Genomic DNA, 21,569 nt, shown 5'->3' with positions numbered 1-21,569 from the left:
CAATCGAAGAGGGTGGCCTGCTTGCCAAGCATGTCCACCCTTTTTTATTTCAAAGCCTACTGCTGCACATCACATGTCGACCGCTTCCACTTCAGGGCTGCACCTGAAGACTCCACACCGCGTGTTGCGCGACGCGGTCGAATTGTTGTCCTCGATGCGCTTTGCGATCGCCCTGCTGACGGTAATCGCCATTGCAAGCGTGGTCGGTACCGTACTCAAGCAGAACGAGCCATACCCGAACTATGTGAACCAGTTCGGGCCGTTCTGGGCCGATGTCTTCCATGCGCTGTCGCTGCAGAAGGTCTACGGTTCGTGGTGGTTCCTGCTGATCCTGGCCTTCCTGGTGGTGTCGACGAGCCTGTGCCTCGTGCGCAACGCGCCCAAGATGATCGTCGACATGCGCTCATGGAAGGACCATGTGCGCGAACGCAGCCTACGCGCCTTCCACCACCGCGGCGAATTCGCGGCGGCGCGTCCGCGCGCCGAAGCCGTGGCGCGCGTGGACGCGCTGCTGCGCAACCGCGGCTACCGTACCCGGCATGTCGAGCATGAGGGCGCGACGCTGCTGGCGGCGAAGGCCGGCGCGGCCAACAAGCTCGGCTATATCCTGGCGCACACCGCGATCGTGGTGATCTGCATCGGCGGCTTGCTCGACGGCGACATGCTGATCCGCGCCCAGATGTGGTTCGGCGGCAAGACGCCGATCAGCGGCAACGCCGTCATCAGCGAGATCCCGCCGCGGCATCGCCTGTCGGCCAGCAACCCGGGCTTCCGCGGCAATGCCTTCGTGCCGGAGGGCTCGACGGTGTCCACGGCGATCCTGAACATCGCCGACGGCGCATTGGTGCAGGACCTGCCGTTCAACCTCACGCTCAAGAAGTTCAGGGTCGATTTCTACGCCACCGGCATGCCCAAGCTGTTCGCCTCGGACGTGGTCGTGACCGACCGCGCCACCGGCAAGCAGACGCATGCGACGGTGAAGGTCAACGAGCCGCTGATCGTCGACGGCGTTGCGATCTACCAGTCGAGTTTCGAGGACGGCGGGTCGCAACTGAAGTTCGTCGGCTACCCGATGCAGGGCAGCGGCCACGGTACCTTCCAGTTTGCCGGTACCGTTGGCGGCAACGCGCCACTGACCGCCACGGGCACGGCGGCCGACGCCGACGGTCTGACGGTCGAGTTCAGCGATTTCCGCCTGATGAACATCGAGAATGTCACCGACGCCTCGGGCAAGCCCGACGCACGGGGCGTGGCGCGAAAGTCGTTCAACGAGACCCTCGAGTCGCACCTGGGTGCCGCGGCCAACACGCAGAAGGAAAAGGCGCTGCACAATGTCGGTCCGTCAGTGCAGTACAAGCTGCGCGATCGCAATGGCCAGGCGCGCGAGTACAACAACTACATGGTGCCGGTCCAACTGGACGGCCAGTCGGTGTTCCTGGCCGGCATGCGCGAGTCGCCGAACGAGCCGTTCCGCTACCTGCGCATTCCGGCCGATGATCAGGGCAGCGTGGCCGACTGGATGCGCCTGCGCGCCGCCTTGCAGGATCGGGGCATGCGCGGCGAAGCGGCGCGCCGCTTCGCGCTGGCGTCGATGCCGGGCGCGGACAAGGCCGAGCTTCGCGGCCAGCTGGCGGAAAGCGCGCTGCGCGCGCTGGACCTCTTCGCCGGTGCCAACCGACCGGCTCCGGACTCTCCGCCGGGCGGCTTCACGGCGATCGCGGCGTTCCTTGAGAAGTCGGTGCCCGCGGCCGAGCAGCAGAAGGCCGCCGAAGTGCTGCTGAAAATCCTCAACGGCTCGATGTGGGAGCTGTGGCAAATCGCGCGCGCCCAGGACAAGCAGCCGGTGGTGCCCAACAGTGCGCAGAGCGGGGCGTTCCTGCAGCAGTCGATCAACGCGCTGTCGGACAGTTTCTTCTACGGCGCGCCGGTGTTCCTGCAGCTTGACGACTTCAAGGAGATCAAGGCCAGCGTATTCCAGATGACCCGTGCGCCGGGCAAGAACATCGTGTATCTTGGCTGTCTGCTGCTGGTGTTGGGCGTGTTCGCGATGTTCTATATCCGCGAGCGCCGGGTGTGGGTCTGGATCAAGGATCCGGGTCATCACGCGGACTCCGCCGCGCCGACCGCGCCAGCCGAACCGGCAGCGCCAGGCAGTCATGTGCTGATGGCCATGTCGACCCAGCGCCGCACACTGGATTTCGAGAAGGAATTCGTCGCCATGCGCGACGACATCGGCCGCGCGGCCGGGGCCGACCAGGATGCCCCGACGCAGGCGCAGCATTGAACAAGTCGCGCCGGGCAGTGGCGATTCGCGCCGATCGCCGTCCGGTCTTGGTTGCGCAGCCACGCGCTGCGCGCAGATCGCAGGTAACGCTATGTCTTCTAACGTGAACCAGGCCGCCCGGCCGGCCATGCGGCCGGCAACTCCTGCCGATTCCGGCGCGCTGGACGAGGCCTACCTTGAACCGTCCTTCCTGCGCCGCCTCACGTGGCTGGACTGGGCGTTCGCGCTGCTGCTGGCGGTTGGCGCCGGCGTGGCGCTGTCGCGCTATGGCCAGTGGATGAACGGCTACGACAAGGCCGTGCTGATTGCCGCGGTGCCGACATTCGCGCTGCTCGGCTGGCACTGGAAGCCGGTGCGCCCGCTGATGGTCGGGCTGGCCGTGCTGTCGCTGTTTGCCGTGCAGCTTTACCAGGGGCATCTTGCGCGCGCCGAGCAGGCCTTCTTCCTGAAGTATTTCCTGTCGAGCCAGTCGGCCATCCTGTGGATGAGCGCGCTGGTGTTCCTGTCCACGCTGTTCTACTGGGTGGGCCTGGTCACGCGTTCGGCCACTGGATACAGCATCGGCAGCAAGCTGTGCTGGGCCGCGGTGGTGCTCGGCTTCACGGGCATGCTGGTACGCTGGTACGAGTCGTACCTGGTCGGCACGGACATCGGGCACATCCCGATCTCGAACCTCTACGAAGTGTTCGTGCTGTTTACGCTGATCACGTCGCTGTTCTACCTGTACTACGAGGGGCGCTACCGCACGCGTGCGCTCGGGCCGTTCGTGATGCTGGTGGTGTCGGCCGCAGTGGGTTTCCTGCTGTGGTACACGGTCAGCCGCAACGCGCAGGAAATCCAGCCGCTGGTGCCGGCGCTGCAGAGCTGGTGGATGAAGATCCATGTGCCGGCCAACTTCATCGGCTACGGCACGTTCGCGCTGGCGGCGATGGTGTCGGTGGCTTACCTGCTCAAGCAGCGCGGCATCCTGGCCGAGCGCCTGCCGTCGCTCGAGGTGCTCGATGATGTGATGTACAAGGCTATCGCGGTCGGCTTTGCCTTCTTCACCATTGCGACGATCCTCGGCGCGCTATGGGCGGCCGAGGCCTGGGGCGGCTACTGGAGCTGGGATCCGAAGGAAACCTGGGCGCTGATCGTCTGGCTGAACTACGCAGCCTGGCTGCACATGCGGCTGATGAAGGGCCTGCGCGGCACGGTCGCGGCCTGGTGGGCGCTGACCGGCTTGCTGGTGACCACGTTCGCGTTCCTGGGCGTCAATATGTTCCTGTCAGGCCTGCATAGCTACGGCGAATTGTGATGATTGCGCTACTTGTGTAGCGAAGGAACCTGCCCATTGGGCAGGTTTTTTTTCGCCCTCAGGGAATAAAAGCATCACATTCGGTGTTTACTGGAGGAACGGTGCCGGTTGGCGGCACCGGCCTGCATGGAGAAGAACATCATGGCACGTCTGCGTCGTCCCACCGCTGCATCCCTGCTTCGTCCCGCCGCGCTCGCCCTCGGCTGCGCCTCTGTCCTGCTGGCTGCTTGTTCCGGCATGGGGGGAATGGGCGGCACCGGCAACATGCCGCCGACCGTCAAAGTGACCGACGGGGTGCTGACTGACCCGCAAGGCCTGACGCTGTATACGTTCGATCGCGACACCAAGGACAGCGGCAAGAGCGCCTGCAACGGCGCGTGCGCCAACAACTGGCCGCCGTTGATGGCGGCGCCCGGCACCAGCGCGTCGGGCAGCTACACCATCATTACCCGTGACGACGGCAACAAGCAGTGGGCCTATCGTGGCATGCCGCTGTACCGTTTTGCCAAGGATGCCAAGTCGGGCGACCGTGGTGGCGACAACTTCAACAATGTCTGGCACGTCGCCAAGCCCTGAGCAGACAACGACGGACTGAGTCCGGCAAGGCATGGACAGGTTTGAGGGTCAGCTGGTGGCGCTGGCGCCGCGTCTGCGGCGCCACGCACGTGGCCTGACCAGGGACGCGGCGCAGGCCGACGACCTGGTGCAGGACACACTGGAGCGCGCGCTGCGCTACCGCTGGCGCTTTCGCCTGCGCCCCGGGGCGTGGTGGGGTGACGGCGCCGATGGCCTGCTGCCATGGCTGCTTACGCTGATGCACCGATTGCGCCTGAACACGGTGCGGCGCAAGGAGCTGGTGGTGACTACCGACAACCTGCCGGACGTCAGTGCCCCGGTTCCCGATCCCGGTTTGCGGCGCGACCTGCTGCAGGCACTCGCGGAACTGCCCGAGGCCCAGCGCGCGGTGTTGTTGCTGGTCAGCCTGGAGCAGTTCACCTATGCCGAGGCCGCACAGGTGCTGAACGTTCCGGTCGGCACTGTGATGTCCCGCCTGGCACGGGCTCGCGAACACATGCGAGCCCTGCTGGACGGCACGCGTCAGCCGGCACCGGCCACGGAGGCCGGTACGACGCTGCAGCGAGTGAAATGATGTCCCCGATCCACGAAGCCGACCTGCATGCCTACGCCGACGGCCAACTGAGCGGCCGCCGCCGCGCAGCCGTGGAGGCGTACCTGGCCGAGCGGCCCGAAGTCGCGGCGCGCGTGGCAGAGTGGCGCCGCCAGGCCGAGGCATTACACGGCGCGCTCGATGGCGTGCTCAATGAGCCCGTGCCGCTCGCTGCCGTGCCGGAGTCGCTGCGTGGCGGCACGCAGCGGCGTGATGGCGTGGGAGGCGGTCGGCGCACGCTGTGGGTCGCCGCATGCGCGTCGCTCGCCTCGCTGGCGCTGGGCGGCGCGCTTGGCTGGCTTGCGCATGACCGCATTGCCGACGGTATCGCCGTTGCCATGGCGCCGGGCGAGCGTTTCGCGCGCGATGCGCTGATCTCGCACGTGGTCTATGCCCCCGAGGTCCGGCATCCGGTGGAGGTGCCGGCCAGCGACGAAGCCCACCTGATCGCGTGGCTGTCCAAACGGCTGGGCGCGCCATTGCAGGTGCCGGATCTGCGCCCGCAGGGCTTTCATCTGATCGGCGGCCGCCTTGGCGTGGCGGAAGGCGGGCCGTCCGCGATCCTCATGTACGAAGCCGACGACGGCACCCGCCTGTCCCTGCAACTGCGCCGCATGGCACAAGGCACCCCCGATACAGGCTTCCGGCTCGAGCGAATGCCGCAGTCTGCCCCCGTCAAGGGAGCCGCCGCCATGGCTTTCTACTGGATCGACCGCAACCTCGGTTTTGCGCTGGCCGGGCAGGTGGATCGCGGGCGGCTGCTGACGCTGGCGCAGTCCGTGTACCAGCAGTACCAGGGCCAGGGCGGGTAAGTCACGGGCCCTGATCGGGCAGCAAAAAAGAGCTGTCAGGAATGGCCAGCACTATCCGACCAAGGGAAAGTCCAATCCCCGGGCCGTTCGAAGCATCAAGGAACAACTATGCTGATTCCCTCCCCGAAGTGGCTGCGCGGTGACGATATCGCCGCCTCCGAGATCACGCCACGCCACGTCTTCGCCGCGCGCCGTCGCCTGCTCGCGCTTGCCGCCGCCGGCAGCGCCGGTGCAGCGCTGAGCCCCTGGCTCGCGCGTGACGCCCGCGCCCAGCAGGGCCAGCATGGGGCGAAGCTGCCCGCCGCGGTCAACAATGCCTATGTGGTGACGGAAAAGCGCACGCCCTTCGAGGACGTGACCACGTACAACAACTTCTACGAATTCGGCACCGACAAGTCTGACCCGGCACGCAATGCCGGCACGCTGCGGCCGCGGCCCTGGCAGGTGGCGGTGGAAGGGCTGGTGAAGAAGCCCAAGGTCTATGACCTCGACGAACTCCTGAAGCTCGCGCCGTTGGAAGAGCGCGTGTACCGCCTGCGCTGCGTGGAAGGCTGGTCGATGGTGATTCCGTGGCTCGGCTATCCGCTTGCCGAGTTGATCCGTCGCGTGGAACCGCAGCCGGGGGCGAAGTACGTGCAATTCATCACGCTTGCCGACAAGAAGCAGATGCCCGGTATCAGCAGCTCGGTACTGGACTGGCCCTACAGCGAAGGTCTGCGCATGGACGAGGCGATGCATCCGCTCGCGCTGCTGACCTTCGGTCTCTATGGCGAAGTGCTGCCGAACCAGAACGGCGCGCCGGTGCGCATGGTGCTGCCATGGAAATACGGCTTCAAGAGTGCCAAGTCGATCGTGAAGATCCGCTTTGTCGACAAGCAGCCGCCGACGAGCTGGAACCTCGCGGCGCCGCAGGAATATGGCTTTTACTCGAATGTGAACCCGGAGGTGGACCACCCGCGCTGGAGCCAGGCCACCGAGCGGCGCATCGGCGAGGACAGCGGCGGTGGCGGCTTTGCCGCGCTGTTCGCGCCCAAGCGCAAGACGCTGCCGTTCAATGGCTACGGCCAGCAGGTGGCGTCGCTGTACCAGGGCATGGACCTGAGGAAGTTCTTCTGATGGGCAGGGCTGACATGACGGTCTCGCAACCGACTTCCCCGCATACGGCGAGCGCGGTACCGCGCGGCAAGACAGGCGGCCTGGCGGCGCTGCCGCAGTCGCAGGTACGCATCCTCAAGGTTGCCATCTGGCTGCTGGCGTTGCTGCCGTTTGTGCGCCTGCTGTACCTGGGCGCTACCAGCCAGTTCGGCGCCAACCCGCTGGAATTCGTGACGCGATCCACCGGCACGTGGACGCTGGTCATGCTGTGCGCGACGCTGACGGTCACGCCGCTGCGGCGCCTGACGGGCTGGAACTGGCTCGTGCGGATGCGGCGCCTGCTGGGCCTGTTTGCGTTCTTCTACGGCCTGCAGCACTTCCTGCTATGGATCGGCGTCGACCGTGGGTTTGACCTGGCCTACATGTTGAAGGATGTGGTCAAGCGGCCGTTTATCACGGTCGGCTTCACCGCCTTCACGCTGATGATCCCGCTGGCGTTGACGTCGACCAACGGCATGGTGCGGCGCCTCGGCGGCAAGCGCTGGCAGGCGCTTCACAAGGCGGTGTACGCGATCGCGGTACTGGCCATCCTGCACTACTGGTGGCACAAGGCCGGCAAGAACGACTTCAGCGAGGTGTCGGTCTATGCCGCGGTGGTGTTCGTGCTGCTGGGGCTGCGCCTGTGGTGGCGCTGGCGGCCGGCCGCCAGCTGACGCAGGCGGGCCGGGCTCGCGGGCAGGATCAGTCCTGCAGCAGGCGTTCGTCGCGGAACAGGTCTTCGACCAGTTCGCGCTCGCGTACCAGGTGGACCTTGTTGCCGTCAACCATCACTTCGGCCGCGCGCGGGCGGGTGTTGTAGTTGGAGCTCATCACGAAGCCATAGGCACCCGCCGACATCACCGCCAGCAGGTCTCCGGGCTGCACAGCCAGCGCGCGGTCGCGGCCGAGCCAGTCGCCCGATTCGCATACGGGCCCCACGATGTCGTAGGTGACCGGCGGGGTGACCGGTGAAGCGCTGCTTGCCAGCACCGGCTCGATGCCGTGGAAGGCCTCGTACATGGCCGGGCGCGCCAGGTCGTTCATGGCGGCATCGACGATGCAGAAGTTCTTGGCCGCGCCGGGCTTGAGGAATTCAACCTGGGTCAGCAGCACGCCGGCATTGCCGACGAGCGAGCGGCCCGGCTCGAACAACACTTCCCGATGACCATGACCGCGTGCGGCCACGCGGTCGAGCAGCGTGGTGGCGAAGCCGGTGATGTCCGGCGGGGTCTCGTCAGCGTAGGTGATGCCAAGCCCGCCGCCGACATCGATGTGCTCGAGGACGATGCCCTCGCGTTCGAGCGCTTCCACCACGTCGAGCACCTTGTCGAGCGCTTCCAGGTATGGCTCCACCTCGGTGATCTGTGAACCGATGTGGCAGTCGATGCCGGTGATCCGGATGTGCGGCAGCGACGCGGCGGCCCGATACGTGGGGAGTACCTCCTCGAACGCGATGCCGAATTTGTTGTCCTTCAGGCCCGTGGAGATGTACGGGTGGGTCTTGGCGTCGACATCCGGGTTGATGCGCAGCGATACGCGCGCGCGCTTGCCCAGCTGGCCGGCCACGGCATTGAGGCGGTCGAGTTCGGGGATCGATTCGACGTTGAAGCAGCGCACGTCGTGCGCCAGGGCGAGTTCCATCTCCGCCGCGCTCTTGCCCACGCCCGAGAACACCACCTTGCGCGGATCGCCGCCGGCGGCCAGCACGCGCTTGAGTTCGCCGCCCGAGACGATGTCGAAGCCGGCCCCGAGCCTCGCGAATACCTGCAGCACTGCCAGGTTCGAGTTGGCCTTCATGGCGTATTGCACCTGCGCCTTGCGGCCCTGGCAGGCGGCGGCATAGCCCTGGTAGGCGGCGGTCAGCGCGGCGCGCGAGTACACGTAGGTCGGCGTGCCGAACTCTGCGGCGATCTGCGCCAGCGGCACCTGTTCGGCAACAAGGGCGCCGTCCTGGCGATGGAAAAATGCGGTCATGGTTACCTGGTGGTAGGGGCGTCGGAAGGAGCCGGGGCCGGGGGCGTGGCGGGGGCTACCGGGGCGGGCAGCGTCGCGTCCGCATGTCCCAGGCCAGGATCGGGCACGGCAGGAGCGGTCGGCTCGGGCGGGCGCTTGGGCATGGTCAGCGGCCCGCGAATGCCGCATCCGCCCAGCAGGGGCATCGCAAGGCTGGCGGCAAACGCCGATACAATCGCAACACGACGGAGCATCGGGTCGTCCTTGAAAGCGGTTGGGAAAGCTGTCGGACCGGCAGCCGGCGTGTCGTCCGCGGCCGCCGCCAGAGTTCCAGGGCACGGCCGGAATCCGGGAATCCTCAACAAATAATGCCGGCCACTGCAGGTGCCCCATGCGATGCTCAATGTGAGCAGCAAGGCGGACAGCGCTGGCGCCGGCGGTCTTGGAGTTTAGCATGCCCCCCTTGAGCGAAAGCGAGTTCCTGGCCCTGGCGGTCAAGGAGCTGGACCGCATCGAAGCCGCGGTGGAAGCCGCCGCGGACGCGGCCGACGCCGACATCGAAATCAGCCGGACCGGCAATGTCATGGAGCTGGAATTCGAGAACGGCTCCAAGATCATCATCAACAGCCAGGCGCCGATGCAGGAGCTGTGGGTCGCGGCGCGCTCGGGCGGCTTCCACTTCCGTCGCGACGGCGAGCGCTGGGTCGATACGCGCAGCGGCAACGAGTTGTACGACGCGCTGTCCAGCTATGTGAGCCAGCAGGCGGAGGTAGCGCTCACGCTGGGCTGACCCGCCAAGTCATGCGCACCAATGAAAAAGCCGGCCACGTGGGCCGGCTTTTTCCATTCTGGCTGCAACACGGCTCAGGCGCCGCCGAACATCTCCAGGATCTTCTTCTTCTCGGCCTCGACATCGGCCGGCGAGCGCGTGCTTTCCTCCGGCTTGCCCGGCCACGGATCGCCTAGGCCGACCGAAGCCACGCCGGCGCCGCTGGCGTTTTCTTCGAAGGTCCAGTCGCCGCCGACCATCAGCACGCCTTCCGGCGCCGGGCGCTCCGGACTTTCCGGGACGCCCTTGAGCATCTTGCCCATGTAGCCGACCCAGATCGGCAGGGCCAGCCCGCCGCCGGTCTCGCGCACGCCCAGGCTCTTGGGCTGGTCGTAGCCCATCCAGGCGATGGCTACCAGGTTCGGGGTGTAGCCGGCGAACCAGGCATCCACGGCGTCGTTGGTGGTACCCGTCTTGCCGGCCAGGTCATTGCGGCCGAGGCGCTGCTTGGCGGCGTTGGCAGTGCCCATGCGCACCACGTCGCGCAGCATGGTGTCGGCGATGAACGCCGTGCGGGCATCGAGCACGCGCACGGCATCGCTGCCGGCGCGCTGCGGCTGCGTTTCGGAAAGGACCTTGCCGCGCGCATCGACCACCTTCTGGATCAGGTACGGGTTGATGCGGTAGCCGCCGTTGGCGAACACCGAGTACGCGCCGGCCATCTGCAGCGGCGTGACGCTGCCCGCGCCCAGCGCCATCGGCAGGTAGGCCGGGTGCTTGTCGGCCTCGAAGCCGAAGCGGGTGATGTAGTCCTGGGCGTATTGCGTGCCGATCGCACGCAGGATGCGTACCGAGACCAGGTTCTTCGACTTGGCCAGCGCGCGGCGCATGGTCATGGGGCCTTCGAACTTGCCATCGTAGTTCTTCGGCTCCCATACCTGGCCACCGGTGTCCGGGCCGATCGTCAGCGGCGCGTCATTGATCACGGTGGCCGGCGAAAAGCCCTTTTCCAGCGCGGCCGAATAGATGAACGGCTTGAAGCTGGAACCCGGCTGGCGCCAGGCCTGCGTCACATGGTTGAACTTGTTGCGGTTGAAGTCGAAGCCGCCGACCATCGAGCGGATCTCGCCGTCCTGCGGGTTGATCGAAACGAAGGCCGCCGACACTTCCGGGAGCTGCGTGACCGTCCACTGGCCCTTTTCGTCCTGCGTCACGCGGATGATCGCGCCGGGGCGGATCCTGGTCTTCGGCTGCGCGTTCGCCGACAGCGACGGCGCGATAAAGCGCAGCGCCGCCCCTTCGATGGTGGCCACTTCGCCGGACAGCAGCGTGGCCTTCACTTCGCGCGATGACACGCTGGTCACCACGGCGGAACGCAGGTCGTCGCTGCCCGGGTGCTCGACCAGCGCGTCGTCGATGGCCTGCTCGCGTTCTGCCTGGTCGGAGGGCAGGTCGATGAAGGCTTCCGGGCCGCGGTAACCGTGTTTGCGCTCGTAGTTCATGATGCCCGAGCGCACGGCTTCGTACGCCGCATCCTGGTCGGGCTTCATCAGCGTGGTGTAGACGGTGAGGCCGCGCGTGTAGGTTTCCTCGCGGTACTGCGCGTACATCAGCTGGCGCACGATCTCGGCCACGTACTCGGCATGCGTCGAGAACTCGTTGCCTTCCGTGCGGACCTTCGGCGTTTCGCGCAGGGCCTGGTCATACTGCTCCGGCGTGATGTAGCGCAGGTCGCGCATGCGCTGCAGGATGTACTCCTGACGTACCTTCGCGCGCTTGGGGTTCACCACCGGATTGTAGGCAGACGGCGCCTTGGGCAGCCCAGCCAGCATGGCGGCCTCGGCCGGCGTGACGTCGCGCACCGACTTGCCGAAATAGACGCGCGCTGCGCTGTCGAAGCCATAGGCGCGCTGGCCGAGGTAGATCTGGTTCATGTACAGCTCGAGGATCTGGTCCTTGCTCAGGTTCGCCTCGATCTTGTACGCAAGCATCATTTCGTAGATCTTGCGCGTGTAGGTCTTCTCGCTCGACAGGAAGAAATTGCGCGCCACCTGCATGGTGATCGTCGATGCTCCCTGCGACAGCCCGCCGCGCAGGTTTGCCAGGCCTGCCCGCAACACGCCGACAAAGTCCACGCCGCCGTGCTCGTAGAAGCGGTCATCCTCGATCGCCAGCACCGCCTTCTTCATCACGTCGGGGATTTCGGCGATGGGTACGAAGTTGCGGCGCTCTTCGCCGAATTCGCCGATCAGCACATTGTCCGCAGTGAAGATGCGCAGCGGAATCTTGGGGCGATAGTCCGTGATGGTGTCGAGCGACGGCAGGTTGGGCGCGGCCACCAGCAACGCATAGCCCAGCAGCAGCGCGACCGCCACGATGCCGGCGACGATCAGACCGACCACCCAGAACGTGAGCCGCGCCCAGAGCGGGCGGCGGGCAGGGAGGGACGGCTTCTGTTGTGCTGTGGCCATAAGGGAAAAACCTAGTCAGGAGTGCGGGGGATTATATCTTCCGGGATAGCGGCAACTTCCCGCACAGTGGCGCCTGCGGCGCTACTGCGCTGTTACAAGATGTAATGTCCCTGATCGCCGCAGTTTGCGCCGATGTAAGAACAGAAAAAAGGCTGGAAAGGGAACCCGACGACCGTGGGGTTTTGGCAACGCTTTGGAGGAGCCGTCGCAAAAATAAAAGCGTGGTCAGAGCGGCACATTGCCAGCACTGCCGGTTTTTGTAAGAATCGGCCAACATAAAAGAGCAAAACGTTTCATCGAGAAACAGGGCCCGCCCGATTAGAGCAGTCAAGCCAGGGGCGAGTTCAAATGTCAGGGGGTCACCTTGCGACGGGGCATTTTGTCGGGGCTTCTGCGCCGGACTACGGTCGGCGTGGACATCGGGTCGTCCAGTGTCAAGGTAGTTGAGCTGTCCGTAGGGGGCAGCAAGCAGGACTACCGGCTGGAAAAGTGTGCCAGCGAACTGCTGGACCGCAGTGCCGTTGCCGATGGCAACGTGGTCAATATCGAGGCGGTCGGGATCGCGCTCAAACGCGCGCTCGGCAAGGCTGGCATTCGCACCAAGGACGTGGTGCTTGGCGTGCCTTCGATGCTGACGGAGTCACAGACCGTCAGCTTGCCGGACAACCTGTCCGAAGACGAACTCTATTCCCAGGTCGAGTCCGAGGCGCACCGGCTTTATCCGCCGTCGCAGGCGGTCAATTTCGACTTTGCCGTGATTGGCCCGAGCGAAACCGAGGGCGGTATCGGCGTGCGCGTGACCGCGGCCAACAGCGACCGCGTGCAGGAACGCGTCACCGCCGCCGAGATGGCAGGCCTGCGCCCGCAGGTCATGGATGTCGAGGAATACGCGGTGCAGCGGACCGTCGTGCAGATGCTTGGCGTGCCGCGCGATATGTCTGAAGCCGATGCACGCGCGCTGCCGGTGGTGGCCGTCGTTCACCTCGGCGGCAGCCGTTCCAAGGCCATCTTCTACCAGGGCTGGAAGGAGCTGTACGAGCAGCCCCTGAACAGCTACGGCGACCAGCTCACGCAAAGCGCCGCGCGCATGTTCACGCTCGACGCGCTCAAGGCCGAGATCAAGAAACGCAAGAACACGCTGCCGGAAGCCTGGCGCGCCCAGCTGCTCAAGCCATCGCTGGAAGCGCTGGCCATGGAAGTGCAGGCCGCGGTGGCTAATTTCATTGCCAGCTCCAGCCTGGGGCGGGTCGACGAAATCCTCTTGTCGGGCGGACATGCGTCTCTGCTTGGCGTGCAGGCGGCCATCCAGCAACAGACCCAGATCACCACCACGCTGGCGAACCCGTTCGCCAACATGGTCACCAACGGCAAGGTCAACGAGCGCTACCTGCAGCGCGACCTGCCGGCGTATATCGTCAGCGCCGGACTGGCATTGCGCGGCCTGCAATAACGCGCCCCGGGGGAATCCGAATGTCAACGAACACGCTCCCGTCGGTCAACCTGCTGCCCTACCACGAAGCCCGCAAGGCCGCCCGGCGCAAGCGCGTCTACGCGATCCTTGGCGGCGCCGCCGCGGGTGGGGCGCTGTTGGTGCTGCTGGGTGGGCTTTATATCGATCGCCAGATCGCATCGGTGGCAGCGCTGAACCAGGTGCTGACCACCGAGAATGCGCGGCTGGACGGCCAGATCCGCGAGGTCAACACGCTCAAGAAGGACATCGAGGCCCTGCTGCAGCGCCAGCAGGCCGTGGAAAGCCTGCAGACCGCACGCAACCGCCCGGTGCAGCTGCTTGAAGAGCTGGTGCGCCAGGTGCCGGAAGGGGTCTACCTGACCAGCCTGAAGCAGACTGGCGAGGCCTTCACGATCGCCGGCGTGGCACAGTCCAACGAGCGCATTTCCGAGCTGTTGCGCAATGTGGGCGCGGTGCCCTGGCTCGACAAGGCCGAACTGGTCGAGTCCAAGGCGGTGACGATGACCAACAACCTGCGCGAGCAGCGCCGCCTGTTCGAATTCTCCATGCGCTTCGCCTATCGCGCTCCCGAAACGCCAGCCGACAAGAAGGATGGCTCGGCACGCCCGGCCTCGGCGCCGGCCGCCAACGGAAAGGCCTGATCATGGGGCTCAATACCGAAATCAACCTGTCGGACCTGGCAGGCCAGTTCCGCGGGCTCAATATGAACGAGCCCGAGACCTGGCCGACGGCGCCGCGCGTGGTGTTCGCCATCATGGCGGCCGTGGTGGTGCTGCTGCTCGGATGGCAGTTCTACTGGAGCGGCAAGTCCGAGGAGCTGGACCGCCAGCGCTCGGAGCAGGAGACCCTCAAGCAGGCCTACCAGTCCAAGGTCGCGCAGGTCGCGAACCTCGACGCACTGCGTGCGCAGAAGAAGCAGGTCGAGCAGCGGGTCGCGCAGCTTGAACGCCAGCTTCCCAACAAGACGGAAATGGATGCCCTGCTGGCTGACGTCAACCATGCCGGCGTCGCGCGTGGCCTGCAGTTCGAACTGTTCAAGCCGCAGGCCGCTGTCCTCAAGCCTTATTTCGCCGAGATCCCGGTGAACCTGAAGGTGACGGGCCGCTATCACGATGTTGCGCAATTCAATGCCGATGTCGCTGCCCTGTCGCGGATCGTGTCGATGCAGAACCTGCAGCTCGCCAATACCAAGGACGGCGGACTGACCATGGAGGCGGTCGCGATGGCCTACCGCGCGCTGGACCCGGACGAGCAGGCCGCCCAACGCAAGGCCGCCGCCAATGCTGCCAAGCCGGCCGGAGGTGCGAAATGAGCCGCCTCGTGAGCCTTTGCACGCATCGCGCCGCGGTGCTTGCCGTCGCCGCGCTGGCCGCCGGCCTGCTGGGCGCGTGTGGATCCAGCGACGAACAGGCGCTGCACCAGTGGATGGACGCCACCCGCAACGCCAAGGCCCAGCCGCCGGCGCCCTTGCCCGAGCCCAAGCCCTACGTACCGCGCGAGTATGCGGAGCGCAATGCGCCGGAGCCGTTCGCGCAGACCAAGATCGGGGAACTCAACAAGATGATGGCGGAGTCGCCCGAAGCCGGGCGGCGCCGCGAGCCGCTGGAGGACTATCCGCTCGAAAACTTCAAGATGCTCGGCATGATGAAGAAACACGGCGAGACCTTCGGCATCGTGCGGGTTGATAACAAGATCCACCACGTCAAGGTGGGTCAGTATCTCGGCCAGAGCTACGGCCGGGTGGTCCGCATCACCGATCAGGAGATCGTGTTGCGCGAATTGGTCCGGGAAGGGGTATCCGAGTGGAAAGAGAAAATGACCAGCCTGAAGCTGGAGGTGTCGGCATGACCCTGGGTCGCTGGTACCGGGCGCTTGCGGGCGCAGCAACGATGGCGCTGGTGCTGGCCGCTCCGGCCGCGCTGGCACAGGCAAACCAGGTGAAGTCGGTCGAGGCCAATGTTGTGGGCGAGCAGACCGTGTTCACCATCGACCTGCAGTCGCCGCCGGCGCAAAAGCCGGCGGACTTCACGACTCAGAAGCCGGCGCGCATCGCGCTCGATTTCTTCGACACCGGGTTTGCCGCAGGACGTGCCCAGTATGACTATGGCGGCAAGCTGCTGCGCGGCGCCAACGTCATGCAGATCGGGGACCGTACGCGCGTGGTGCTCGACCTGACGCGTGCGGCGACCTACCGCACGGAAGTCCGCGGCAACCAGTTCGTGGTGCTGCTGGATAATGCCGCACCCGCGGCCAAGGCGGCCACGCCCACGTTTGCGGCGCCTGCCGCACTGACCGCGGTTGCCGCGGGGCGAGCCTCCGTGCGCAATATCGACTTCCGTCGCGGCGCGGATGGGGCGGGGCGCGTGGTGGTTGACCTGTCCTCGCGCGAGTCCGGCATCAATATCGCGCAGCAGGGCCAGAACGTGGTGGTCGACTTCCTTGGCACCACGCTGCCCGACAACCTGCGCCGCCGCTTCGACGTGAGCGACTTCGGCACGACGGTGCAGGGCATGCGCGCCACGGATACCAGCGGCAATACCCGCCTGACCATCGAGCCGCGCGGCAACTGGGAGTACAGCTCGTACCAGACGGACACCCAGTTCGTCGTGGAAGTGCGCCCCGTCAAGGAGGACCCGACCAAGCTGATCAGCGGTCCGGGCTACCGTGGCGAGCGCCTGTCGCTCAACTTCCAGAACATCGACATCCGCTCGTTGCTGCAGGTGTTTGCCGATTTCACGAACCTGAACATCCTCACCAGCGATACCGTGCAGGGCAACATCACGCTGCGCCTCAAGGACGTACCGTGGGACCAGGCCTTGCAGATCGTGATGGATGCCAAGGGGCTGGCGTCGCGCCGCAATGGCAATGTGCTGTGGGTCGCGCCCAAGGCCGAGCTGGCCACCAAGGAGAAGCTCGAACTCGAGGCGCAGCAGCAGATCAATGACCTGGAGCCGATCCGCAGCCAGGTGTACCAGCTGAACTACCAGCGGGCCGAAGACGTGCGCAAGATGCTGCTGGGTGTGAGCACGGGCGCTCCCGGCGCCGCGGTCCCGGCCGTTGGCGTAGGTGGCGCCGCCGGCATGGCTTCGCGCATGCTGTCCAAGCGCGGTTCGCTGACCGCAGATGCGCGCACCAACCAGCTGTTCGTATCGGACATTGCCAGCAAGCTTGAGGAAGTGCAGAACTTCCTCGCCAAGATCGACATCCCGGTGCGCCAGGTCATCATCGAGGCACGCATCGTCGAGGCAACCGATACGTTCAGCCGCAACCTTGGCGTCAAGCTCGGCTTTGCCGGCCAGTACAACAATGCCAAGGTGGGCAATACGTACAACAACGTGCTGCCAGGCACGACTTCCGACAACGGTCCGTTCCTGAGCCTGCCGGCTGGCGCCATCAACGGCGCGAATCCGGCGAACATCGCGGTCAGCATATTCAACAGCGCGGCGACCCGCTTCCTTGCGCTCGAGCTGTCCGCGCTGGAAGCGGACGGCAAGGGCAAGATCATCTCGAGCCCGCGCGTGGTGACGGCCAACAACATTAAGGCGCTGATCGAGCAGGGCACGGAACTGCCTTACCAGGCGGCGACGTCCAGCGGCGCCACGTCGGTCCAGTTCCGCAAGGCCAACCTGAAACTGGAGGTGACGCCGCAGATCACGCCGGAGGGCAATGTGCTGCTCGACGTGGACGTGAACAAGGACAGCGTCGGCATCCAGACGACGTCGGGCTTCGCCATCGACACCAAGCACGTGCAGACCCAGGTGCTGGTGGACAACGGCGGCACGGTGGTCATCGGCGGTATCTACACGCAAACCGAGTCCAACGACACCGACAAGGTGCCCTGGCTGGGCGATATCCCGGTGCTGGGCAATCTGTTCAAGAGCAATGCCAAGGTGCGCAACCGCACCGAGCTGCTGGTCTTTCTGACGCCGCGCGTGCTGAATGAGAGTGTGACGCTGAAATGATGCGGAATGATGCGGATCCGGGCGCGAATGAGGCGTAATTGGCGCCCGGGACCCTGGATGCAGTAGACTGCAAGGCCGCATCGACTGATGCGGCCTTTTTTTGTCCGTGGGGCCGCCCGCACGGCAATGCCGCATCCGCCACTTGCCGCCTGCGGCTCAACATAAGAAGATGATGCAGTTTCCAACGGGGGAGGGCGGACCGGAATCCGCATTCCCGAACGACAATCCAGTGACAGCCTCGCCGACGGCCACGGAGACCGGCCGCCCCAATCTCTTTTTCGTCGGCCTGATGGGCGCCGGCAAGACGACCGTGGGCCGTACGGTCGCGCGGCGCCTGCACTATCCGTTCTTCGATTCCGACCACGAGCTGGAAGCGCACTGCGGCGTGCGCATTCCGGTGATCTTCGAGCACGAGGGCGAGGAAGGCTTCCGCGAGCGCGAGGCCGCGATGATCCGCGAGCTGACCGGGCGCAGCGGCATCGTGCTGGCCACCGGCGGCGGCGCGGTGCTGCGGGCGGAAAACCGCGAACTGCTCAAGGCCCGCGGCACCGTGGTCTACCTGCGCGCCAGTCCGCATGACCTGTGGCTGCGCACCCGGCACGACCGCAACCGCCCGCTGCTGCAGACCGAGGATCCGAAGGGCAAGCTGGAGGCCCTCTACGCTACGCGCGACCCGCTGTACCGCGAGGTGGCCGATTTCATCATCGAGACCGGCAAGCCCTCGGTGGCGCAGCTTGCTAATATGGTGCTGATGCAACTGGAAATGGCGGGTTTCCGCATCGATCCCGCCGCTGCCGCGCCGGAACAGCCGGCTAAAGATACGCATTCATGATCACGCTACAAGTCGACCTGGGAGAGCGCAGCTATCCCATCCATATCGGTTCGGGGCTGCTCGGCAACGCCGAACTGCTGCGCCCGCACGTGCGCGGCCGGCACGCCGTCATCGTTACCAATGAAACGGTGGGCCCGCTCTACGCGGCACGCGTGGAAGCCAGCCTGAAGGCGCTCGGCAAGACTGTGCGCGTCGTGACGCTGCCCGATGGCGAGGCCTTCAAGCAGTGGGAAACGCTGAACCTGATCTTCGATGCGCTGCTGTCGGCGGGCGCCGACCGCAAGACCACGCTGGTCGCGCTGGGCGGCGGCGTGGTGGGCGATATGACGGGGTTTGCGGCAGCCTGCTACATGCGCGGCGTGCCGTTCGTGCAGGTGCCGACCACGCTGCTTTCGCAGGTGGATTCGTCGGTGGGCGGCAAGACCGGCATCAACCACCCGCTCGGCAAGAACATGATCGGCGCGTTCCACCAGCCCAACGCGGTGATTGCCGATATCGACACGCTGCGCACGCTGCCCCCGCGCGAGCTGGCTGCGGGCATGGCCGAGGTAATCAAGCACGGCGCGATCGCCGATGCGGAGTACTTCGCCTGGATCGAGCGCAATATCGCCGCGCTGAACAACTGCGACCCGGACCTGATGGCCCTGGCCGTGCAACGTTCCTGCGAGATCAAGGCCGGTGTGGTGGCCCAGGACGAGCGCGAAGGCGGGCTGCGCGCGATCCTGAACTTCGGCCACACCTTCGGCCATGCCATCGAAGCGGGCATGGGCTACGGCGAGTGGCTGCATGGCGAAGCAGTCGGCTGTGGCATGGTGATGGCGGCGGACCTGTCCCACCGCCTGGGCTTCATCGACACCGAGACGCGCGCGCGCATCCGTCAACTGACGCAGGCGGCCATGCTGCCCATCGTTGCGCCGGAACTGGGCGCCGACCGCTATATCGAACTGATGAAGGTGGACAAGAAGGCCGAAGCCGGCAGCATCAAGTTCATCCTGCTGAAGAAGCTTGGCGAAGCGTTCATTACCACGGTTCCCGATGCCGACCTGCGCGCGACGCTGGCGCAGGCAGTCCTTAAACCTCCCACCGAGGCCACGGTCGCGTAAGTGATTCGCGATCGGTTATGCCTCGCAACCCTGACCCAGCCCACGGATTGCCGCATGACCGACCTTGAAAGCCATCTCGCTCCCTACGCCGCCCGCTCCGCGCAGACGCGCGGACGGGTCCACGCCGAGCCCGCGTCGTCGTCGCGCAGCGAATTCCAGCGCGATCGCGACCGTGTCATCCACAGTACGGCCTTCCGCAGGCTCGAGTACAAGACCCAGGTCTTCGTCAACCATGAGGGCGACCTGTTCCGCACGCGCCTGACGCACAGCCTGGAAGTGGCGCAGATCGCTCGCTCGATCGCGCGCAACCTGCGCCTGAACGAGGATCTCGTCGAAGCGATCTCGCTCGCGCACGACCTTGGCCACACCCCGTTCGGCCACGCCGGCCAGGACGCGCTCAACGCCTGCATGAAGAACTACGGCGGCTTCGAGCACAACCTGCAGAGCCTGCTGGTGGTGGACGAGCTGGAAGAGCGCTACGGCGGCTTCAATGGCCTGAACCTGACCTTCGAGACGCGCGAAGGCATCCTCAAGCATTGCTCGCGCGTCAACGCGGCCGCGCTTGGCGAACTGGGCCGGCGCTTCCTGGAGGGCTCGCAGCCGTCGCTGGAGGCGCAGCTGGCCAACCTGGCCGACGAAATCGCCTACAACAACCACGATATCGATGACGGCCTGCGCTCGGGCCTGCTGACGCTGGAACAGCTCGACGAAGTGCCGATGTGGGGTCGCCACCGGGCCGAGGTGGCCGAGGCGTTCCCGGGCATCAACGGCCGCCGCGCGATCAATGAAACCGTGCGGCGCATGATCAACACGTTGATCGTGGACCTGATCGAAACCACCAGCCGGAACATTGCCGCGGCGAATCCGCGCTCGATCGAGGCGGTGCGCGCGGCGGGGCCGCTGGTCGGGTTCAGCGCCCAGATCCACGAAGAGGCGGCCACGCTCAAGCGCTTCCTGTTCCGGCACCTGTACCGGCATTACCTGGTCATGCGGATGTCGTCCAAGGCGCAGCGCATCGTGTCCGATCTGTTTGCGGCGTTTATGTCGGATTCGCGGCTGCTGCCGCCGCAGTACCAGGCCGCGCATGGGGGCGACCAGTCGCGGCTGATCGCCAACTACATCGCGGGCATGACCGACCGCTACGCTATCCGCGAGCACCGTCGCATCTTTGCGGTCAGCGAAGGTAACTAGTCCCAGGTCTTTGCGTTCGGAGCGGGCACAAAAGGGTGCCCGCAGAAATTGGGGACGGATCAGGCTATCATTCGGGCAACCCGGTTCTGATCTCTGCAGCCCCCGATGGCACGACTTCCCCGTTTTTCCCCAGCCGGCCTGCCGGCTCTTGTGTTGCAACGCGGCAACAACCGCCAGCCAGTCTTCCTCGGGCCGGACGACTACCTGCACTACCTGGACTGCCTGCGTATGGCCGCGCGTGAACATGACCTGGCGATCCATGCCTACGGCTTGCGGCCCAACCATATTCACCTCGTGGCGACGCCACGCGGCGCCGATTCACTGAGCCTGACGATGCAGGCGGTAGGCCGTCGCTATGCGCGCCACTTCAACCGTACCGCCGGCCGCACGGGCACGCTGTGGGAGGGGCGCTTCCGCTCCGCGGTGTTCGATCCAGCCGAATGGATGTTGCCGGCGATGCTGTACGCCGAAGGCAACGCCATGAGGGCTGGCGAGGCCACGACACCAGAAGCCGACCCGTGGAGCAGCTATCGTCATCATGTTGGTATTGAGGCTAGCGCGATTGTGAGTGATCACTCTTCCTACTGGGATCTCGGCAATACGCCGTTCGAGCGGCAGTCCAACTACCGGTCGCTGTGTAACGAGGGCCTGTCAGGCCGGACACTCGCCACCCTGCGCAAGCATGCGCACAGCGGCTGGCCGCTTGGCGGCGAGGCATTCCTCGCGCAGCTCGAGCGCCAAGGCTCTCGACGCGTGCAGCCATTGCCAAAGGGCCGGCCCAAGCGTGAGTTGGCTGCTGAGCCGGGCTAGCATGACTCATCGGTGCGTAGCCGCTCCTGGAGTTTCTGAGGGGTCACGTCCGGACAGATGTGCCGTTTTAATGTGTCCCCATTTAATGCTCCATCTGAATGTTTGAGTTTTTAAATATGTTCTGACCCCATTTAAAAACTTTGCAGGCTTTGTGGGATTCCCATATAGTTGCTCCACCCACAGTCATTGTGCGGCGCGTCACGCTCGTGTACGCCGTTGCGGTCCCCGTAGTCCCCTGACAGTAGATGAGCCGGTCGAAACCGGCCCACCCGGTCCGATTTTGTGTCCGGCGCGCAGGCAGCATGCGGTACC

Annotated in this window: 20 protein-coding genes; 17 read left to right on the top strand and 3 right to left on the bottom strand. The window is 65.6% G+C overall.

Annotated elements, in window-relative coordinates:
• Positions 1-73 precede the first annotated feature (73 nt).
• The 7 genes from AC3FNH_RS20870 (at position 74) to msrQ (ending at position 7,369) form a co-directional block, all read left to right on the top strand.
• Complete coding sequence (locus tag AC3FNH_RS20870; protein WP_488721430.1) at positions 74-2,284, top strand: cytochrome c biogenesis protein ResB; 2,211 nt, start codon at positions 74-76, stop codon at positions 2,282-2,284.
• Between the two features lie 91 nt (positions 2,285-2,375).
• The gene (ccsB, locus tag AC3FNH_RS20865) at positions 2,376-3,581 is read left to right on the top strand and encodes a c-type cytochrome biogenesis protein CcsB (protein WP_488721429.1); all 1,206 of its coding nucleotides are present in this window, start codon (positions 2,376-2,378) and stop codon (positions 3,579-3,581) included.
• 141 nt (positions 3,582-3,722) lie between these two features.
• Entirely contained in the window at positions 3,723-4,157 is a 435-nt protein-coding gene (locus AC3FNH_RS20860; protein ID WP_276100836.1) for a COG4315 family predicted lipoprotein, read from the top strand.
• A gap of 31 nt (positions 4,158-4,188) precedes the next feature.
• Positions 4,189-4,731 (top strand): RNA polymerase sigma factor, encoded by a 543-nt coding sequence (locus tag AC3FNH_RS20855; protein ID WP_488721428.1) that lies wholly within the window; start codon positions 4,189-4,191, stop codon positions 4,729-4,731.
• On the top strand, positions 4,728-5,561 hold the full coding sequence (locus AC3FNH_RS20850; RefSeq protein ID WP_488721427.1) for an anti-sigma factor family protein: 834 nt from the start codon (positions 4,728-4,730) through the stop codon (positions 5,559-5,561). Before AC3FNH_RS20855 ends, AC3FNH_RS20850 begins: the two co-directional genes overlap by 4 nt.
• Before the next feature lie 108 nt (positions 5,562-5,669).
• Positions 5,670-6,677: a protein-methionine-sulfoxide reductase catalytic subunit MsrP gene (gene msrP / locus AC3FNH_RS20845; protein ID WP_488721426.1), complete on the top strand. Its 1,008-nt coding sequence runs from the start codon at positions 5,670-5,672 to the stop codon at positions 6,675-6,677.
• Between the two features lie 14 nt (positions 6,678-6,691).
• Entirely contained in the window at positions 6,692-7,369 is a 678-nt protein-coding gene (gene msrQ / locus AC3FNH_RS20840; protein ID WP_488721425.1) for a protein-methionine-sulfoxide reductase heme-binding subunit MsrQ, read from the top strand.
• 28 nt (positions 7,370-7,397) lie between these two features.
• Here msrQ and lysA read toward each other — a convergent pair whose 3' ends face one another.
• Both lysA and AC3FNH_RS20830 read right to left on the bottom strand, forming a co-directional pair.
• A complete protein-coding gene (lysA, locus tag AC3FNH_RS20835) occupies positions 7,398-8,669 on the bottom strand; it encodes a diaminopimelate decarboxylase (protein ID WP_488721424.1) in 1,272 nt (423 codons plus the stop codon).
• Positions 8,670-8,671: 2 nt separating this feature from the next.
• Positions 8,672-8,902, bottom strand: a complete 231-nt coding sequence (locus tag AC3FNH_RS20830; protein ID WP_276098770.1) for a hypothetical protein — start codon at positions 8,900-8,902, stop codon at positions 8,672-8,674.
• Positions 8,903-9,102: 200 nt separating this feature from the next.
• On the opposite strand from AC3FNH_RS20830, the gene cyaY reads away from it, so the two are divergent.
• A complete protein-coding gene (gene cyaY / locus AC3FNH_RS20825; RefSeq protein WP_276098769.1) occupies positions 9,103-9,438 on the top strand; it encodes an iron donor protein CyaY in 336 nt (111 codons plus the stop codon).
• A 74-nt stretch (positions 9,439-9,512) separates the two neighbouring features.
• Here the strand turns inward: cyaY and AC3FNH_RS20820 are convergent, their stop codons facing one another.
• Positions 9,513-11,888: a penicillin-binding protein 1A gene (locus AC3FNH_RS20820; protein ID WP_488721423.1), complete on the bottom strand. Its 2,376-nt coding sequence runs from the start codon at positions 11,886-11,888 to the stop codon at positions 9,513-9,515.
• A gap of 379 nt (positions 11,889-12,267) precedes the next feature.
• On the opposite strand from AC3FNH_RS20820, the gene pilM reads away from it, so the two are divergent.
• The 9 genes from pilM (at position 12,268) to AC3FNH_RS20775 (ending at position 21,257) form a co-directional block, all read left to right on the top strand.
• Entirely contained in the window at positions 12,268-13,338 is a 1,071-nt protein-coding gene (gene pilM / locus AC3FNH_RS20815) for a type IV pilus assembly protein PilM (protein WP_276100835.1), read from the top strand.
• Positions 13,339-13,358: 20 nt separating this feature from the next.
• Complete coding sequence (locus AC3FNH_RS20810) at positions 13,359-14,000, top strand: PilN domain-containing protein (protein WP_276098767.1); 642 nt, start codon at positions 13,359-13,361, stop codon at positions 13,998-14,000.
• 2 nt (positions 14,001-14,002) lie between these two features.
• On the top strand, positions 14,003-14,671 hold the full coding sequence (locus AC3FNH_RS20805; RefSeq protein WP_276098766.1) for a type IV pilus inner membrane component PilO: 669 nt from the start codon (positions 14,003-14,005) through the stop codon (positions 14,669-14,671).
• Positions 14,668-15,207, top strand: coding sequence for a pilus assembly protein PilP (locus tag AC3FNH_RS20800; protein WP_276098765.1), 540 nt, complete (start codon positions 14,668-14,670; stop codon positions 15,205-15,207). Before AC3FNH_RS20805 ends, AC3FNH_RS20800 begins: the two co-directional genes overlap by 4 nt.
• On the top strand, positions 15,204-17,321 hold the full coding sequence (locus AC3FNH_RS20795) for a type IV pilus secretin PilQ (RefSeq protein WP_488721422.1): 2,118 nt from the start codon (positions 15,204-15,206) through the stop codon (positions 17,319-17,321). The genes AC3FNH_RS20800 and AC3FNH_RS20795 overlap by 4 nt, the downstream gene beginning before the upstream one ends.
• Before the next feature lie 289 nt (positions 17,322-17,610).
• A complete protein-coding gene (locus AC3FNH_RS20790) occupies positions 17,611-18,153 on the top strand; it encodes a shikimate kinase (protein ID WP_276100834.1) in 543 nt (180 codons plus the stop codon).
• Positions 18,150-19,256 (top strand): 3-dehydroquinate synthase, encoded by a 1,107-nt coding sequence (gene aroB / locus AC3FNH_RS20785; protein WP_488721421.1) that lies wholly within the window; start codon positions 18,150-18,152, stop codon positions 19,254-19,256. Before AC3FNH_RS20790 ends, aroB begins: the two co-directional genes overlap by 4 nt.
• Positions 19,257-19,310: 54 nt before the next feature.
• Positions 19,311-20,447 (top strand): deoxyguanosinetriphosphate triphosphohydrolase, encoded by a 1,137-nt coding sequence (locus tag AC3FNH_RS20780; protein WP_488721420.1) that lies wholly within the window; start codon positions 19,311-19,313, stop codon positions 20,445-20,447.
• Between the two features lie 105 nt (positions 20,448-20,552).
• A complete protein-coding gene (locus AC3FNH_RS20775) occupies positions 20,553-21,257 on the top strand; it encodes a transposase (protein WP_276098761.1) in 705 nt (234 codons plus the stop codon).
• The last annotated feature ends 312 nt before the right edge of the window (positions 21,258-21,569 follow it).

The organism is Cupriavidus sp. 22TCCZM01-5 (assembly GCF_057798915.1).
This window is presented reverse-complemented; position numbering and strand designations above follow the sequence as displayed.

Coding starts and splice junctions, on each gene's coding strand:
- AC3FNH_RS20870 (WP_488721430.1), top strand. CDS start 74: ATGTCGACCGCTTCCACTTCAGGGCTGCACCTGAAGACTCCACACCGC.
- ccsB (WP_488721429.1), top strand. CDS start 2,376: ATGTCTTCTAACGTGAACCAGGCCGCCCGGCCGGCCATGCGGCCGGCA.
- AC3FNH_RS20860 (WP_276100836.1), top strand. CDS start 3,723: ATGGCACGTCTGCGTCGTCCCACCGCTGCATCCCTGCTTCGTCCCGCC.
- AC3FNH_RS20855 (WP_488721428.1), top strand. CDS start 4,189: ATGGACAGGTTTGAGGGTCAGCTGGTGGCGCTGGCGCCGCGTCTGCGG.
- AC3FNH_RS20850 (WP_488721427.1), top strand. CDS start 4,728: ATGATGTCCCCGATCCACGAAGCCGACCTGCATGCCTACGCCGACGGC.
- msrP (WP_488721426.1), top strand. CDS start 5,670: ATGCTGATTCCCTCCCCGAAGTGGCTGCGCGGTGACGATATCGCCGCC.
- msrQ (WP_488721425.1), top strand. CDS start 6,692: ATGACGGTCTCGCAACCGACTTCCCCGCATACGGCGAGCGCGGTACCG.
- lysA (WP_488721424.1), bottom strand. CDS start 8,669: ATGACCGCATTTTTCCATCGCCAGGACGGCGCCCTTGTTGCCGAACAG.
- AC3FNH_RS20830 (WP_276098770.1), bottom strand. CDS start 8,902: ATGCTCCGTCGTGTTGCGATTGTATCGGCGTTTGCCGCCAGCCTTGCG.
- cyaY (WP_276098769.1), top strand. CDS start 9,103: ATGCCCCCCTTGAGCGAAAGCGAGTTCCTGGCCCTGGCGGTCAAGGAG.
- AC3FNH_RS20820 (WP_488721423.1), bottom strand. CDS start 11,888: ATGGCCACAGCACAACAGAAGCCGTCCCTCCCTGCCCGCCGCCCGCTC.
- AC3FNH_RS20810 (WP_276098767.1), top strand. CDS start 13,359: ATGTCAACGAACACGCTCCCGTCGGTCAACCTGCTGCCCTACCACGAA.
- AC3FNH_RS20805 (WP_276098766.1), top strand. CDS start 14,003: ATGGGGCTCAATACCGAAATCAACCTGTCGGACCTGGCAGGCCAGTTC.
- AC3FNH_RS20800 (WP_276098765.1), top strand. CDS start 14,668: ATGAGCCGCCTCGTGAGCCTTTGCACGCATCGCGCCGCGGTGCTTGCC.
- AC3FNH_RS20795 (WP_488721422.1), top strand. CDS start 15,204: ATGACCCTGGGTCGCTGGTACCGGGCGCTTGCGGGCGCAGCAACGATG.
- AC3FNH_RS20790 (WP_276100834.1), top strand. CDS start 17,611: ATGGGCGCCGGCAAGACGACCGTGGGCCGTACGGTCGCGCGGCGCCTG.
- aroB (WP_488721421.1), top strand. CDS start 18,150: ATGATCACGCTACAAGTCGACCTGGGAGAGCGCAGCTATCCCATCCAT.
- AC3FNH_RS20780 (WP_488721420.1), top strand. CDS start 19,311: ATGACCGACCTTGAAAGCCATCTCGCTCCCTACGCCGCCCGCTCCGCG.
- AC3FNH_RS20775 (WP_276098761.1), top strand. CDS start 20,553: ATGGCACGACTTCCCCGTTTTTCCCCAGCCGGCCTGCCGGCTCTTGTG.